Annotated in this window: 9 protein-coding genes; 8 read left to right on the forward strand and 1 reads right to left on the reverse strand. The window is 57.0% G+C overall.

The window, feature by feature from the left end; all coding sequences use genetic code 11:
* Nucleotides 1-105 precede the first annotated feature (105 nt).
* Entirely contained in the window at nt 106-1404 is a 1299-nt protein-coding gene (locus ABD76_RS16980) for an IS1380 family transposase (protein WP_197253375.1), read from the reverse strand.
* Between the two features lie 401 nt (nt 1405-1805).
* Here ABD76_RS16980 and ABD76_RS16985 point away from each other — a divergent pair, with 401 nt between their 5' ends.
* The 8 genes from ABD76_RS16985 to ABD76_RS17020 all read left to right on the forward strand — a co-directional run bounded on the left by ABD76_RS16985 (nt 1806) and on the right by ABD76_RS17020 (nt 15631).
* The gene (locus tag ABD76_RS16985; protein ID WP_197258413.1) at nt 1806-3023 is read left to right on the forward strand and encodes an S-layer homology domain-containing protein; all 1218 of its coding nucleotides are present in this window, start codon (nt 1806-1808) and stop codon (nt 3021-3023) included.
* Between the two features lie 1045 nt (nt 3024-4068).
* Complete coding sequence (locus ABD76_RS16990) at nt 4069-6345, forward strand: DUF5704 domain-containing protein (RefSeq protein WP_242069612.1); 2277 nt, start codon at nt 4069-4071, stop codon at nt 6343-6345.
* A 573-nt stretch (nt 6346-6918) separates the two neighbouring features.
* Entirely contained in the window at nt 6919-7251 is a 333-nt protein-coding gene (locus ABD76_RS16995; protein ID WP_168181677.1) for a PadR family transcriptional regulator, read from the forward strand.
* A 5-nt stretch (nt 7252-7256) separates the two neighbouring features.
* The gene (locus tag ABD76_RS17000) at nt 7257-8600 is read left to right on the forward strand and encodes an FtsW/RodA/SpoVE family cell cycle protein (protein ID WP_197258414.1); all 1344 of its coding nucleotides are present in this window, start codon (nt 7257-7259) and stop codon (nt 8598-8600) included.
* A gap of 342 nt (nt 8601-8942) precedes the next feature.
* On the forward strand, nt 8943-10376 hold the full coding sequence (locus ABD76_RS17005) for a polysaccharide deacetylase family protein (protein ID WP_197258415.1): 1434 nt from the start codon (nt 8943-8945) through the stop codon (nt 10374-10376).
* 197 nt (nt 10377-10573) lie between these two features.
* Nucleotides 10574-11728: an AAA family ATPase gene (locus ABD76_RS17010; RefSeq protein ID WP_197258416.1), complete on the forward strand. Its 1155-nt coding sequence runs from the start codon at nt 10574-10576 to the stop codon at nt 11726-11728.
* Nucleotides 11725-13044: a DUF58 domain-containing protein gene (locus ABD76_RS17015; protein WP_197258417.1), complete on the forward strand. Its 1320-nt coding sequence runs from the start codon at nt 11725-11727 to the stop codon at nt 13042-13044. The genes ABD76_RS17010 and ABD76_RS17015 overlap by 4 nt, the downstream gene beginning before the upstream one ends.
* Nucleotides 13007-15631 (forward strand): transglutaminase TgpA family protein, encoded by a 2625-nt coding sequence (locus ABD76_RS17020; protein ID WP_197258418.1) that lies wholly within the window; start codon nt 13007-13009, stop codon nt 15629-15631. Before ABD76_RS17015 ends, ABD76_RS17020 begins: the two co-directional genes overlap by 38 nt.
* Nucleotides 15632-15751: the final 120 nt, after the last annotated feature.

Genomic DNA, 15751 nt, shown 5'->3' on the forward strand with positions numbered 1-15751 from the left:
AAGAAAATATCCAGTCCCATGAGCGCTAATTCGAAAAGAAGGGCATATTTTCCCCCTCCCCATCCCACAGAGGCATTGCATTTCCATGTTTATTTTTGGAAGCGGTCATTCCAGCGCAGCAACTTTTGTCGCGATCCGTAGCCAAGTGTAGCGGTTCGGGAAATCTCTCGCCAACTTGAGAATCACCTGCCGACTATGCTGGATGATGGTCGCGGCACAGAGGAAAAACTCCTGACGAAACCGGGCAATCGTATACCCGTGATGAACCGGTTCACAGCAGTCGCGTTTAAACCGTTCGTAGAGGTTGTATGCTAACAGCTTGATTAGCAAGTCGATTTCATTCGCGGTGAAGCGGCTTGTCGAAATGCGGTTGATGGAAAAGCCACGCTTGGCTTCCTTGATGTGGTTTTCCATGCAGCAACGCTGGTTGTAGAAATGCCACAGGTCAATCGGCTCCCACTCAAGGCTTGTGACGATCGCTTCATACTGCCAATCTGTATCAAGAAGAAGCCGAGATTGATCCCCATCGTACACCTGTGCTTTGCGGATGACGGCAACACGGCGTGCTTTCTTCCAGGAGGTGGCTTTGTAGACCAGTACAATGCCCTCGATGATCCACTCCTCATCGACAAATCGCTTCCAAACGGAGCAGCGTTGCACTTCCGCTTGAAGTCGCTGGGTCCATTTCAATTTTCCTACATACCCGATTCCTTTGGATTCCCATAAGCCGTAAAAGTCCTCACCGCCAAATCCTTTGTCAAATCGGGCATACTTCACCGGACGATCACCAAGCAATTCGAACGTCTGGCGGAGGAAGTCAGCGGCATTCGTGGATGAATGCGTATTTCCAGCACGAAGAACAGCGTTTAAACACAAACGAGATTGGCCTTCATAAGCCAACAGCGGATGGTAGCTTTTACGTCCCGGTTTGTGGGGATTCGTGCCAACGGCCGCGCCTTTTTGGTGACCAAAAACGGTTTCCACGGTGGAATCCAGATCCATGATGAGTTCATCGGGCAAACCAGGCGCGATGACCTGCTGATTCAACTTTCTCAAGTCGAGTGTGAAAGTTGGTTGCTTACCAAACCGATTCAATTCTTTATACAGCAAGGTGTGGTGTGGACAGCGTCCACCGAGGAAACGTTGCACAAGTGCATCCTGTTGCAACGCTCGAAAATGAAAAAGGCGTTCACAACCGAGTGTCCAGCCGATTATGAGGTAGAGCAGGATGCGAAAAACAGGGAACAGGGAGTGCCTGTGTTTGATGTTGCTCAAGTTCTGCAATGCTTTGTCCAGTTCGATTTTTTCGAGATACTCCAGGAATACTTTGCTTCCACCAACGCTGGAAGCGTGACGCAAGGAAAATTCAGTCTTGATTTTGCTGACGGGTGTGGTAGACTTCACCTAAAAGGTGCTCCTCTCTTTGGGTGATGTTGTTTTCGCAAACACTATTCTACCAAAGATTTGGGCCCTTTTTTCATTTTTCAGGCACAGTTACTTTCGAAATTCAGGATAATCTATTGCGGAATATAACATGAACCGCCGTATACCGAACGGTATGTACGGTGGTGTGAGAGGTCGGGGGCTAGGCGCCCCCTCCTACTCGATTATGCTTACGTCAAAAAAATAAGACTCGCCAACAAGATGAAAATATTGTATAATATAAGCAATTCAGGATTTGATGAGAATACATAGGACATGGTGGGAAGAACCCGACGCTAATTCTATTGGCTGAGGGTTTTTTGTGTTTTTCGGGGCCGCTCGGGAATGGCGTTAAAACACTATTATCGTGGGAGTGATCATTCATGAAGACAATGAAAAGGGTAATTCTGTTATTTATCATCGGTTGTTTGGCGCTTCCTGCATTGCTCGGTATTGTGCACGCAGAGGCCAAAGGGATGAGCTTCAAGGATGTATCGGCAACGCACTGGGCCAAGGACTCTATTTATGCCGCCGTAAGTGCAGGCTATTTCAAGGGCTATAGCAATGGAACATTTAAACCGGACGCGACCATTACAAGGGCAGAATTCGCTTCCTTGCTGTCGCGTATATCGAAAGCGGAACCTTCTGCAGAAATAGAAGAGGTCTTTAGCGATTTGGACAACCATTGGAGCAAGAAGGAGGTCGAGCGGGCGGTCGCTCTGGGCTTCATCGATCCGAGCAATTACCCAAACGGCTTTAAACCCAATACGGCGCTAACCCGTGAAGAGATGGCCGTCTGGCTAAGCTCCGGCTTGGCTGCCCTGGATGAAGATTACAAGCAGGCGCTATTGGAGACCAAGGAGACGCTGATCCCGGTCAAAGAATACTTCAAACCGGGCATTCCGGCGTCCAAAGCCGGACATATTGCGGTTGCGATGGGAACCAAACTGATGAGCGGCTACCCCGACGGCTCCTTCGGCATGAAAAACACCACGACCCGCGCCGAGACATCGGCTATTTTGTTGCGGTTCGTGAAGGTTGCAAACAAGAAGGCAGATTCCTTCCCTGCTCTCAATGAGCTCCGGGCAGTGGGGACGGAGAAGAATAATTTGGAGGTTGTGACGCCGTTTAAAGCGGTGGGTGTGGCCAACTCATCAGGAAAGACGAGAACGTTTAAAAATAAGGCTGGGAAGTTAGTTTTTCATCGCATGATTGCTGTAAATGTAGAAAATTGGAGCGAAAAAAGCTTTTATGGTGACCTGTTTTTGGATGAATCCGATAAGGAGTTTTTTAAAAAGCACAAGGGTTTGTTTCCTATTTTTACAGAGCTTACGATCTATCCAATAACAAAGGAATTTGGCATGGACCATTATCGGAATGGAATAACAAATTTGATGGGAGGCTCGGCGACACATAACGGTCAATATAAAAAGTACGGGTATGAAACTCTTCCTGTAATTGATGATAAAGAATTCTTTGCCAAGCGTTCTTCAGGTGCAAAACTATGGATTGTTAGTTACTACAATTTGGAGGAAGGTAACATCGGTAGTGCTGTATTTGATGATGGATCAATTCTGATATTATCAAATACTAAAAAATAGAGGAGATTACATGAAAAAGGAACTTACAGTTATTCTACTCCTGTCATTAATGTTAATTTCCCTTAATAGTAGTCCTAGCCTTGCTGTTGCGGCGAGTTTTCCAAAAGGATATCCAGATGAAGGAAAGGGAATTGAAGTAAAACCAAACGGTGTAGCTTATAAGACTCAAACAATCAAGGTAACCGTATCGGGTACAGATTACCCTAATCCCAAAACGGTATGGACCGAAGGGGATAGAGGCCAATGGGTTGCAGTTACCCAAGATAATGAACGTGTCGAAACAGTCACGGCTGTTGGCGCTGATGGAAACAAGTATCCCCGGGATACTGCTGTTAAAGATAGGATAAATATGTATAACTATGCTCCAGCAAGTCTACAGGATACAAAAGAAAATCCATTCAAAATGGAGCGTGTTAAGGGGCTTGGGATAGCTAGTTTAGAGTACAAGTCTACAAAATCTTTTACCCCGTTCGGTAACCCACAATTCACCAAGGGACAACTCTATGCCAAGCTTAATACAATTACCGGTCATAGCCATATAGTCTCATATTATCGCCAATACGAAGTAGGGCACCAAGGTCAACCTAAATATCAAGCCCATTACTATGTCGATCTTAAAGCTGTCTTCGAAGGTTATATCACGGAAACGAAAGAACTGCGAGTCTCATCTAATGCAAATATGAACATCGGAGAGACCAAGAACTTAAAGGCAGAAGTCAGAACCCAGGAATATGACATGACGGGTTTTACGAATTGGCTGGATATTACTCGTCGAACGGAACAACTGGAATGGAGTTCGGATCGATCAGCGGTAGCGACGGTAGGACCCGACGGGAAGGTAAAGGCTGTCGGCAAAGGGACTGCCAAGATAACAGCCAAATGGAAGAGCTATCCCTATTATATTTATGATTCTGTCACGATCACCGTTGGTGATGTGCCTGGCAAACCGGATCCTACCGATCCACCAGCTCCTTCAGGTTCATGCACGGTTCCCGAACCTGGGACGAAAATCCCTAACAAGGTGATGGATCCAAAGGCGAGCGCAATGATTAAAGCGGATAACCGGGGAAGTGAGCAGTTCGATGTGCTTCTCGGCATCCCGACTTCTGAATATTTATACGCCAATGCCTTTGCCTACAATTACTTATTCAAGAGCTCGTTCGTGCAGATGAGCGGGAAATGTACGTACGATGTTCCTGTGGAAAAGACATTTATTAAGAAATGGAAAGAGCCAGGGACAGACGCGGAGGGGAAGCCCACGCAAGAAGACATGGAGGAAGAGGAGACCGTCAGTGATGTCGTGACCGTTGAGCGTTCATATTCTTTTTGGGTAATTGACAATCTGGAAGTTTACAAAATCCAAGAAGCAAAGCTGCAAAATGCAGCATTGCCAGGCGGAGGGGTTATCTTAGAGCCACAAAATTATACGCCGCCAGATTATCGTTTCAAGCAGCAGGGCGGAATCGTAAAGGAACCGGAAGCGCAGAGCGTCGTTCTTCCTTCGCAAACCGCAGGCAAAGACATACCGAACTATTCAGGAGAGTTCAAAGCTGCTGCCGAGAAGACGATCGGTAAAGTTCGTGTCCAAAATGATTTGCTTGTCTTTCAGGGAAAGACGATTATGTCAGGGCAAACGGTGGATGAGAATGGCTCATCTCCTGGAACTATTCCGTCTCCCGCCACGATAGGTAAAAACATCTTATATAAAAATCGCCTCTTCATACATAGCGATAAAGTGAACGCAAAAAATGTGCCGAGCAGCGGTACGATTTCTTATAAGCTGCTTCCGGAACAGATTAATGGCGGCACGGATCAGGAATTCCCGATTCCGGGCATCAACCCGGTCACTATACATACCCCGGTTGTGACGTATCCTTCCGTGTCGGATGACCGGACGCATAACCAGAAGACGAAGCCGAGCCTGAACCGGGCGGCGCTCATTCTGGAGCGGCCATTTACGGTGCGCTTGCCGACGAGCGGGCCGCATGTCACCTACCCGGGATACGGCAACCGTGATTATGCGAAATATATCCGCAAGAAGCAGGTGTGGTTCCCGTTCGATGTGTACTCCAGGGATCGGAGCCGCTTCATTCCAAAGCGGACCTGGATCGACCTCCCGGTGCATCAATTGGATACGACATTCTTCCTGCCGGTATGGGTCGATGAAGGCAATTATTCCGTCCTGTTCCGCACGATTGCCGAGAACGCGCCCGCGCAATTCGATACGCAACCGAATGCGAATACCGAACTAGGGAATCATGTCTCCACTGACGTGGCCGAGGTGGAAGTCATTGGCCGGCTGTATGACTTCCGGGTGAGTGACATCGTAGATTACAACTGGGAGAAGGTGTTCCGCAAGCGGGCTGGCAGCCATGAACCTACCGGTGCCTCCTACTGGGTCGGGAAGAAAGGCATTGACGGGGAGCCGAGAGGAAACAAGGCGCCGTATACGCTGCCGATTCGGCCCGGCAGTCATCCGCTGCAGGGCTACCGCAATGTGGCGGTGAAGACGGGATATCATTTCAAATTCGATCTGAAAACGAAGGGCAATATGTTCGGTCCAAAGGACAGCATCCGGATTACGCCAAGCTTCTACTACGTAAGCAAGGATGGCAAGGCTCGCTTTCCGGTTGATTTGTATTACCACAGCAATGATCGCTACTTCATTCGCATCGGATCGCAGGAGGATCAGGTCGGACGATATGTCATTCTGAATGAGCGGCTGCGCAACGTGCCGATGGAACAGTTGATCGATACGGCCAGTTACAAGTACGACCGCGAGGGACAAGGAGCGTCCTTGAGCCGTCAAGCCTATATCGAGCAGTACATCGAGAAATGGACGAAGCGGAAGACGCCGGTCGGCGGTTATGGCGGGCTGCTGCTGCCGGAAGCGGTGCGCACGTTCATCGGACCGAAGTCGAATCTTCCGGATACGGTCGACGCCCAGCGGGCGAATGTATCGATTCAGCAGTGGTATGGCGAGTATAGTTTGCCGGCCGAGGTCTATATCGTGAGGGCGGGGACGGATATCGCCGAGTACGGCCGCACGCATGGAGGTTTGCTTGACAAGTCGCCTATCTTTCTGAGGGACGGCTACCTGATCGTGAACTTTACTATTGAGACGATACGGGAAGGCCGGGCTGCAGTTCCGCATTTGCAATATATTCGCGCGCCGTTGATGAACCAGTGGCGGCTTGAAGGATTTGAGCGAACGATTCGGGATTCGTTCGGCCATACTTTCACTTTGCAGGACGGGGATGTATTGTTCTACCACGGGAACCTGTCGAGCCGGGATGATTTCGGGGCGATGGTGCCGCATTAACCTTTAGATTTGGATTGTAATACCTTGGGGTGGAAGCGTTGCTTCCGCTTTTTTTTAATAGCGCTGGGGATAGGATTCGGGATGAGAGGCGCCGTCTCGAACTGGCCGCTCGAAGCCGTAACATGTGAGTCTTTGCCGCTTATGATCGATATCCCCGTCGTCAGGAAGAACAAGTATCCTAGCGGCTTATTTTGAATATCCCCTTGGTTCAGGAACGCCGATTATCCCGGTAGCCAAGAGATGATGTGGAAATAAATTTGAGATTTTTTGCTCCTGACTGGATGGGATATTCACGAAAAGAAAGCGTGAGGGAGAGGGCGGAAGCGGGAAGATGTAACGCAAGACGACAGCGGAAAATGACTAACTGCAGAAAGTTCTCAGGGAAGAAAGTGTTCAGCTTTGGTGGCAAGTGAACAGCAGCTATGGAAAAGATAATCCTGACTGATTGGGAGAGCGATGATAAAGACAGCGAAGCATAGAGGCTAGGCAACGGCCACCCTGAGTGAAAGGGAGAGCGATCAAAAGGCTCGGAACACGAAGCAACTGGTAAAAGAGATTGCGAAGGAGGAAGCGATGAACCCGAAGGTAAGCAAGGAACTGTTGAAGGGCAGCACCGCGCTGCTTGTATTGTCGATGCTGGAGAAGGAAGAGTTGTATGGTTACGAGCTGACAAAGCGGCTCGAGACGGCCTCCTCCGGCTTGTTCGCCTTGAAGGAAGGCACGCTTTATCCGATTCTTCACGGGCTGGAGAGCGGCGGGCAGGTGGAGGCCTACTGGAGCGAGGCGGCGGGGCGGGCGCGAAAGTATTACCGCATTACGGATGCCGGTCGCAGCCTGCTGCAAGAGAAGACGGAGGAATGGCGTTTGTTCAGCGGGACGATGAACCGTGTGCTGGGGGAGGTGTAAGTCGAATGAAAGATACAGACAGAGACATCCCGTGCGGCATGCCGGAGGCAGGCGAACGGTTCGTGCAGGATGTGCTGGGACGCATCAAAGCGAAGGAGATGAAGCCAGAGATCGAGGCGGAGCTGAGGGATCATCTCCTGTCCCGAATGGAAGAGCATACGGACCGCGGGATGGATGAGGACGAAGCGGCGCGTGAAGCGGTCCGGCAAATGGGGGCATCCTCCATTGTGGCCGAGCAAATGAACCGGATTCATCGCCCACATATCCCTTGGCTGCTATGGGTCAGCTTGGGGGTATGGATCGGGCTTAGTCTATTCGGTCTTTTTCTGCTGCAGAATGAAGCAGGTGGAAACAATTCAGTTGGACTAGGCACCAAATCTGTTATCTATGTCCTGCTTGGCATACTTTGCTTCGCAACTGGGGTGATCATCGACTACCGCCGGCTTCTCCGGATCGCTCCATGGTTGTATGGGGTAATGGTGATCCTGCTGGTTGGGATGGGATTGGACATGGGGGTTACCGTCAACGGGATGCGTTTTTTGATGTTAGGCCCCATGACCATTGATGTATATTTGATAAGTCCGATTCTGTTCCTGCTTGCGATCTATGCGATGCTAAGCGAGCGGCCGTCCCGTGCCAAGACGTACTCGAACCTAATGCCGTATGCGCTTATTACGCTGCCTGTGCTGCTGTATGTGATGGACGGCCGCTTCCCGCAGTTGATCATCTACAGTCTTGGCATGATCGTGGTGCTCATGCAGATTCGCTGCCGCCCGGCAGTATGGTGGAAGCTGGCCGCTTGTGCCGCGGGAGGCGGAGCACTGCTATGGATGACATCCGATAGGGTACGCTTCGTATTCGGACGCCGTATGCAGGAATGGATTACATATCTTGTAGGTGTGGTCGAGCCTGATTCTGATGGTGGCTTTGTCATCCGGGAGATTCACAGAGCGGTGCAGCATGCGGGATGGTTCGGGCAAGGGAGCGGTCAGACGCTCACCCTTCCTTATCTTTACAGTGATTATTTGAGTGTCTACCTCATCCATACGGCGGGGTGGTTCGCAGGCCTGCTGTTGTTGGGCTCCATGGGAGTTCTTCTATACAGCGTGTACAAGGCGGCATGCAGCATTCGCCATACCTTTGGCCGGGGGCTAGCCAACCTTATCGCGTTGCTGGCAGGGGCACATTTTCTGCTTGCGTTGGGAGGCCTTTTCGGGCTGGTGCCAGTGTACGGCCTGGAGTTGCCTTTGTTTGGCTATGGAGGTACACAAATGGTGTTGTGGATGACACTTTTCGGACTCTTCTCCGGCATCTACCGGCGCAAAGACATGCTTCCGCAAACGTCATAATTTGCTATTGCGGCTCTTCCGTTCGGCGGGAGGGCTCTTTTTATGGCAAATTTCTTATTTTTCCAAGGAAAACGTTGTCAACAAGGCCAGGTGCGGCGTATGATGATAGACGCGGCAGGAGGTGTCATCTTTTCTCGCAAGGCTCATATAATCTATGAGAACGATGGAGAACGCATACGCTCTCGAGCAGGCAAAAGAATCGCGGACAGGGGAGGTCATTCTGACTGGACGGCGCCTGGACCTGGATTCGAGAATGCTTCGGTGTAGAAGGGACAGGCTGTCCCTCATCTGCGCTTGCAGGGGGCTTTCATGAATAGTCACGAAAAGAGGGGGGACGTTCGGATGAAAAAGGAAGCACCGGGATTGTGGAAGGATGCGAAAAACTGGATAGGGCGGCTGTCAACGGCCGTCTGTGCCTTGCTGATGATCGCTGCGCTGTGGGCGGCTTGGGGAACAAAGGAAGCGCCGGAGCCAATCGCATACGCCGCATCTCCTGCTTCTCATCAGGCGGTGCCGATGGCATATAACGCGGAGGCGGCAGCCGCGCGTGCGGATTCCAGGGTGGCCGTGTCCATGCCAATAAGCGGAGAGAAGGAAGAGGCGGTCGCCGCGCTATCCGCTCCAGGCAATGGCTCTGAAACCGGAAAGGCCGCCATACAATTGGCTGCGGCGAAGATGCCGGACACCGGGAAGCCGTCGCCGGGCGTGGAAGAGAAGAAGCCGGACAAGGTCGTTTATTTGACGTTCGATGACGGCCCGAGCGTACATACGAAGGATGTGCTTGATATTTTGGCCAGGGAGCAAGTGAAGGCCACCTTCTTCGTGTTGGGGCAAAATGCGAAGCGAGACAAAGAGATGGTCAAAACGATTGCGGAAGCGGGACATGCCATCGGCAATCATAGCTATAATCATGAATATAAGGAGCTGTACGGCAGCTTCCGTGACTTTTGGCGCCAGATTCGCGAGACCGGCAAGGTGCTGGAGGACATTCTGGGCTATGAGCCCCGGCTCGTCCGGGCGCCAGGCGGAACGGCAATGAATTTCGATAAACAGTATTTCGAACTGATGCAGCAGGCTGGGTACTTGGTCTATGACTGGCATGTCGACAGCGGCGATTCCAAACGGCGGGGCGTGCCAGCGAAGGAGATATCATCGTCGGTGAAGCAAGGGGCGCTGTTGAAGGAGACGGTCGTGCTGATGCATGACGGAGCCGGGCACGGGGAGACGGTGAAGGCGCTGCCGGAGATCATCCGCTATTATAAGGACAAAGGCTATACGTTCGGCGTGCTGTCGCCGGAGGTGGAGCCGGTTCAATTCCATGTCGCTTCCACGAAGCGGTGGGCCCGCTCCCCGGTCAGCAGCGCCTGGATCGAAGCGAACGTGCAGGCGGTCAACGTATCCGGGCCTGTGAAGCCCCAACCGAAGATGGCGATGGATGTGCATACCGATCAAGGAAGCCTTCATTTGGAGCCGGATCAGTTCCTGAGCCATGAGGAGACGACGTATGTGCCGCTGCGGATGCTGGTCCAGCAGTTGGGCGGAACGGTGCGCTGGAACGCGAAGGCGAACCGGGTGGATGTCGATTGGAACGGGAAGGGCGCAGGCTTCGATCTGGCAGGCGCGCAAATCGTATTTGCCGATGAGGCCGAAGCGGCTGTGCCGTTGAATGCGATAACCGAGCGGTCGCTCACCTGGGTGCCGCTGCGGGATGTGCTGAATGCGTTCGGCGTCCAATTGACCGCATACGAGCTAACTCCTTTGCAGGAGGAGGTGTGACTCTGTTCTATCATCTGGGGAAAGCAGCCTCTCGCAGGTTTATAATCTAGCAGTTCGGGCGATACTGATTCATAGAACGGCCCGGGACGGTTCATCGAACGTGCATGCACGCGAGGGACTCGTTCCGGGTTTTTTGTGTCTTGTTATCGTTTTGTAAAAAATGGATGCTGCTAGGTTAAGAGGGAGGGAATCTACGAATGGAAATGAGTGGACATCAGGATCGCACCGTGGAGCAGGATGTATGGCTGGCGTCGTTCGCGGAGCGGGGATGGCCGGCGTTCCTGGACCGGTTGGAGCAAGTCGTCGTCGGGAAAAAGGAGGTCATTCGCCTGGCCGGCTTGGCGATGCTGTCCGGCGGGCATATATTGATGGAGGATGTGCCGGGCGTCGGCAAGACGCTGCTGGCCCGGGCGCTCGCGCGGACGGCAGGCGGAAGCTTCCGGCGCATTCAGATGACGCCGGACATGATGCCGGCCGATATTACGGGCAGCATGGTGTGGGAGCCCGCCTCGGGCGGGCTGCGGTATAGCGAGGGAGCGTTGTTCGGCAATGTCGTGCTGGCCGACGAGCTGAACCGCGCTCCGGCGCGAACTCAATCGGCGCTGCTCGAAGCGATGGAGGAAGGGACGGTGACGGTGGACGGGACGACGCGCGCCTTGCCGCAGCCCTTTTTCGTCATTGCGACGCAGAATCCGTTGGCCTTCGAAGGCACATACCGAATTCCGGAGGCGGAGATGGACCGCTTCGCGATGCGGCTGTCGCTCGGCTATCCGGCAGCGGAGCAGGAAGCGGACATGCTCCTCCATCAGCGGGAGGAGTCGCCGCTCGCGCGCGTAAAGCCGCTCTGGACGCCGGAGGAATGGCAGTGGCTCGTCCGCCGGATCCACGAAGTGCATCTCGATGCGGCGCTATGCAAGTACATGGCGGACATCGCGCATGCGACCCGGGCGCACCCGGCGGTGAAGCTGGGCATCAGTCCGCGGGCGACGCTGTCGCTCATGCGGGTGGCCCAGGCTCACGCCTGGACGGAGGGGCGCACCTATGCGCTTCCGGAGGACGTGAAGGCGGTGGCCCATCCGGTGCTGGCGCACCGCCTTCATCTGCAGCGCGAGGCGCTGCTTGCCGGCACGACGGAAGCGGATGTCGTCGCCGAGGTATTGCGCTCGACCTCGGTTCCGGTCTTCCCGGCGGCACAGACCGGAGGCGGCAGATCTGCGGCGAAGTCTTCCCGCCGGGACAAGCGGGGGATCCCGGCCGCCGGTGCCGCGCCGATGGTGCAGGTGCCCCTGGCCGGGGATGGAGCGGCGCAGCCGGCCGCCGGGCGGTTCCGGCTCGGCGGGTGGTTCCGGTGAAGCGGCTCTCCATCCCGGCCGGCCGCTTCCTGCTCACCGCCGCCGGTTGCGCCGTGCTGGCTGCGGCTGGCTGGGCGCGGAACAGCCCGGCGGAGCTTTTTGTGGCGGCCTTGCTGGGCGTCATGCTGCTGAACGGCGTCCGCTTGCATGTTATCGGCCGGAAGCTCGCAGGCCTCCGCCTTGTTCATGAGCTGCAGCCGGAGGAGCATGCCGGAGTTGGGGCCGCTCCCGGCAGCCTCGCCTTCCGCGTGGCGTTAAGCGGCGTGACGCGCTGGCCCGTGCGCTGGCTGACAGTGGAGGAGGCGTGGACACGCACGGGGGGAGACGGCGGCGTCTGGATATGTCGCCGCCTGCTGTACCTGCGCCAGGGCGAGGAGACGCGCTACAGCGTCTCCTTCGAGGGCGCGCCGCGCGGCGTGTACCGCCTGTCGCGTACCGAACTTGCCTATGGCGACCTGTTCGGCTGGTTCGGCGGCCGGGTGCGGCTGGACCTCCCGTCGGCGGCGGAAGCGCCGCAGCCGGTGCTGGTCATTCCGCCGCCCCCGGTGCGCGCCGCCGCGCTGCCGGCCGCTGTGCCGGCAGCCGCACATGAGGCTGGCCCGCCGCCGCTGGCCGGGGCCGCCGATGCGGCAGACGGAGGCGTGCCTGCCCCGTCTGCAGGAGGGGCGCGCGGCGTCGAGCTGCAGGCGTACCGGCCGGGCACGCCCTTGCGCGCCATCGACTGGCGCACGTACGCCAAGCGGCGCGTGCTGGCGGTCCGCGTGCCGGAAGCGGACGGCTGCGCCCCGGCCGACATCGCCATGGACGACGTTCCCTGGCGGTCGGAGGCGCAGCCCGGACAGCACGCGCCTATGGAGGCGGTGCTGTCCGCGGCCGCCGCGGCCGTGCGCGCCGCTGCAGAGGCCGGGCGGCCCGTTCGCCTGCTCCGGCTGAGCGACGGGGCCGTCGTCGCCGGAGCCCGGCAAGCGTTGTCCGCCCTGGCGGCGGAACGGCCCGGCCCTGCGCCGCCGCCTCCGGTCGCCGGGCCAATCGGCGCGGCACGCGGTCACGCCGCTGAGCCATCGCCGCCGATCCGCGCGGTAACGCTGATCAGCTACCGGGAGGAACCCGCTGTGCTCGACCGGCTGCAGGACGCGGCGGGAGAGACACGCATAGACGGCTGGCTGACGGCCGCGCGCTGGCCGCAATCAAGCGCCGCGGCAGCGCCGGCTTCGCCGGGGGCCTTCCTTTGGATGGAACAGTCTGTACCCGGCGCCAGCATAGGAAGGAGGGAGAGCGATGCGCTTCCGTTATATCGGCCGATCCGCCAAGCGTGACGGCCAAGTGATACAGCGCCCGTTGGTCAGCTGCAGCGAACCGGCCGGAAGGCGAACCGCGGCCGAATGGGCGAAGCAGGCCGCCTTCACCGGGCTGCTGTTCGCCATGTTCGCCGAATGGTTCTATCCGTTGAAGCGGCTCGGCCCGCATATCGATATGCATGATATCCGTCCGTTTTTGTGGGCAATCGCTATCTTTCTCGCCGTGGGTCTGATTGTCCGGAGCCGAACCCTGTCGATCGCGCTGCGGAGCGTTACGGCGATCGCGGTAACCGCGTGGATGTTCAGAGCCCCCTCCCTCCACGATGCGGCCGCGGCCGACGGCGGCCTCCTGCGTGAGATCCGCGAATCGGTTGCGACAGGCGCCTCGATGCTCGGTTCTGCGTTGGCTGCCGATGCGGAACGGTGGATGGAGGGAGAATGGCTCCAGACGAGCGGCGAAGTCCGCACCTTGCTGCTGCTCGCCGGTTGGGCGATGCTGACGGCCTCCATTCAGGCGCAAATGCTGACCCGGCGGACGGTGTTGTTTTTCAGCGTGGCCACGATGTGCTATCTTTTCGGATTCCAATGGGGGTATGGCCTCGATGTGACAGATGCCGTCATTCGCGCGGCAGGCTGGGGCCTGCTGCTCTCCGCCTGCCTCCATCTTGACCGGCGGCTGGCGGAGGATACCGAGCGGATGAAAATACCCGGCATCCGGCCTGTTCAATGGCTGGGACAAGCGGCGATGGCAACCCTGCTCATCGTAGGCCTCGGTTTCGGCCTGTCCCGGATGCCTGACTGGACGCCGCCCGAGAGTCTGCCTTCGCTGCGCCAGTGGACGCAATCGCTGGCCGTCTCGGCGAACGAATGGGGCGCGGCCCGTCCGACAGCGGAGAACGCGTCCTTGCCGGCGGCAACGATAGGCACGACCGGATACAGTATGGACGACACGGAACTGGGCGGCGCGCTTCGTGATAATCCCCGCATCCTCTTCACGGCGGAATCGCCGGAGCCGACGTATTGGCGGGGAGAAAGCAAATCGCGCTATACCGGCCGAGGCTGGACGTCAACGGGCGCGGAACAAGAGGAAACGGTGGATGGATCCGGGCGGCTGCAGATTTCCGAATCTTCGGGGCCGGGATGGTCAGAGCCGTTGACGCAGACGGTTCGCTGGCAGGCCTATGCGCCGCATCTGCCGCTTGTCCTCGGCGGGCGGCCGGAGCGGCTGGCGTCTTGGATGCCGGACGGGGAGACGGAGGTTCCGGACCAAGAGGGGACGACGCTCCGCTACGATCCATCAGGCGAACGCTATGCCCCCGGCGCGAGTTCGCCAGCCGCATCCCGGCTCGCCTATCAATACGAGACCCGCGTGCTGCGGGCGGATGCGGCGATGCTGCGAGAGGTGCCTAAGCTGTCATCTGTAGAGAGGGCGAGATGGAGCGAGGAGCTTCAGCTCCCGGACTCGCTCCCGCAACGGGTACGGGAACTCGGCGATCGGCTGGCCGAAGGATCGGCGGGCCCGTATGAGACCGTGCGGCGCGTGCAGGCGTTTTTGCTCCAGGAGTACGCCTATACGAAGAGCGATACCGAGGTGCCGCCGGCGGGCCGGGACTTCGTGGATTATTTTCTGTTCGAGGCGAGGCAGGGCTATTGCAATCACTTCTCGAGCGCGATGGCGGTTCTGCTGCGCACCCAGGGCATTCCGGCGCGCTGGGTGAAGGGCTTCGCGCCCGGCGAGCTGACCGGGCCCGGTCAGTATAGGGTCCGGGCATCCGATGCGCATGCCTGGGTGGAGGTGTATTTCCCGACGGTCGGCTGGGTGCCGTTCGAGGCGACCCCGCCGGCGGGAATGGCCGCAGCGGCAGAGGTTCCGGCGGACGCGGTGATAGCGTCCGTACCCGGCCAGGCGGCCCCGGCCGATGGCGCATCCGCCCCGAATGAGGACGGCGATGCGGCATTCACTCCTTCAGCGCAGGTGCGCGAGCTGCTGGAGCAATCGCTTCAGTCGAAGGCTCCGGCGTCGGGCTGGGAGCGGATGCAGCGTTGGGGGGAGACGGCGCTTCATGCCGGGAAGCAGGGTCTGAACGCCATCAGGCAGCATCTCGCTGCGGAATGGGAGGCTTTGACCCGAATCGGGACGCTTCGCAGCGGCGAACAGGCAGAAGCAGGGGAAGGGCTGTTAGAACTGCTTCGATATGTGGCCCTCCGGCTGCCGGTTCTGACGATCGGTGCGATGTGGCTGGCTCTGCTGGCGGCCTGGCTCATGCGGAAGCATTGGCGGCGCCTGGCTCCGGAGCGCAAGCTGCGGCGGCTCCTCCGGCTGCAGCAGCGCAGCTTCGAAAGTGAACGGCTGCAGGAGATGGGCCGGATTGCCTGGCAACTGCTTGAGCGGAAATACGGGCTGCGCCCGAGCGGCATGACCTGGAGCGAGTATCTTTCCGAGAAGCGCGACGATCCCGAGCTGCTGCCGTCGGCGGCTGATCCGGTGCTGCAGCAGTTCATCCGCGATTGCAATGCGCTGCTGTTCGCCGGCCGGCATGTGGAGCGGGCTGTGCGTCAGCGCTTCCTGGAAGGCTGCGCGTTCGTGCTGCGCCAGTGTACATGAGTCAGGGATGCGGGAATGGAATAGAGAGGGCGGCGGGAGACGGAAGGGCGGCGACCGGGATTCGGCCGCCCTGTTCGTCTTGGGGCGTTTTCGCGTCGGTACGTTCCTGCTCAGCACAAG

The sequence above is a fragment of the Paenibacillus dendritiformis genome, assembly GCF_015845845.1.
Classification (GTDB): Bacteria; Bacillota; Bacilli; order Paenibacillales; family Paenibacillaceae; genus Paenibacillus_B; species Paenibacillus_B dendritiformis_C.

What these genes read in the sequence shown, in the direction of transcription:
- ABD76_RS16985 (WP_197258413.1), top strand. Translation starts at nt 1,806, where the DNA reads ATGAAGACAATGAAAAGGGTAATTCTGTTATTTATCATCGGTTGTTTG.
- ABD76_RS16990 (WP_242069612.1), top strand. Translation starts at nt 4,069, where the DNA reads ATGATTAAAGCGGATAACCGGGGAAGTGAGCAGTTCGATGTGCTTCTC.
- ABD76_RS16995 (WP_168181677.1), top strand. Translation starts at nt 6,919, where the DNA reads ATGAACCCGAAGGTAAGCAAGGAACTGTTGAAGGGCAGCACCGCGCTG.
- ABD76_RS17000 (WP_197258414.1), top strand. Translation starts at nt 7,257, where the DNA reads ATGAAAGATACAGACAGAGACATCCCGTGCGGCATGCCGGAGGCAGGC.
- ABD76_RS17005 (WP_197258415.1), top strand. Translation starts at nt 8,943, where the DNA reads ATGAAAAAGGAAGCACCGGGATTGTGGAAGGATGCGAAAAACTGGATA.
- ABD76_RS17010 (WP_197258416.1), top strand. Translation starts at nt 10,574, where the DNA reads ATGGAAATGAGTGGACATCAGGATCGCACCGTGGAGCAGGATGTATGG.
- ABD76_RS17020 (WP_197258418.1), top strand. Translation starts at nt 13,007, where the DNA reads ATGCGCTTCCGTTATATCGGCCGATCCGCCAAGCGTGACGGCCAAGTG.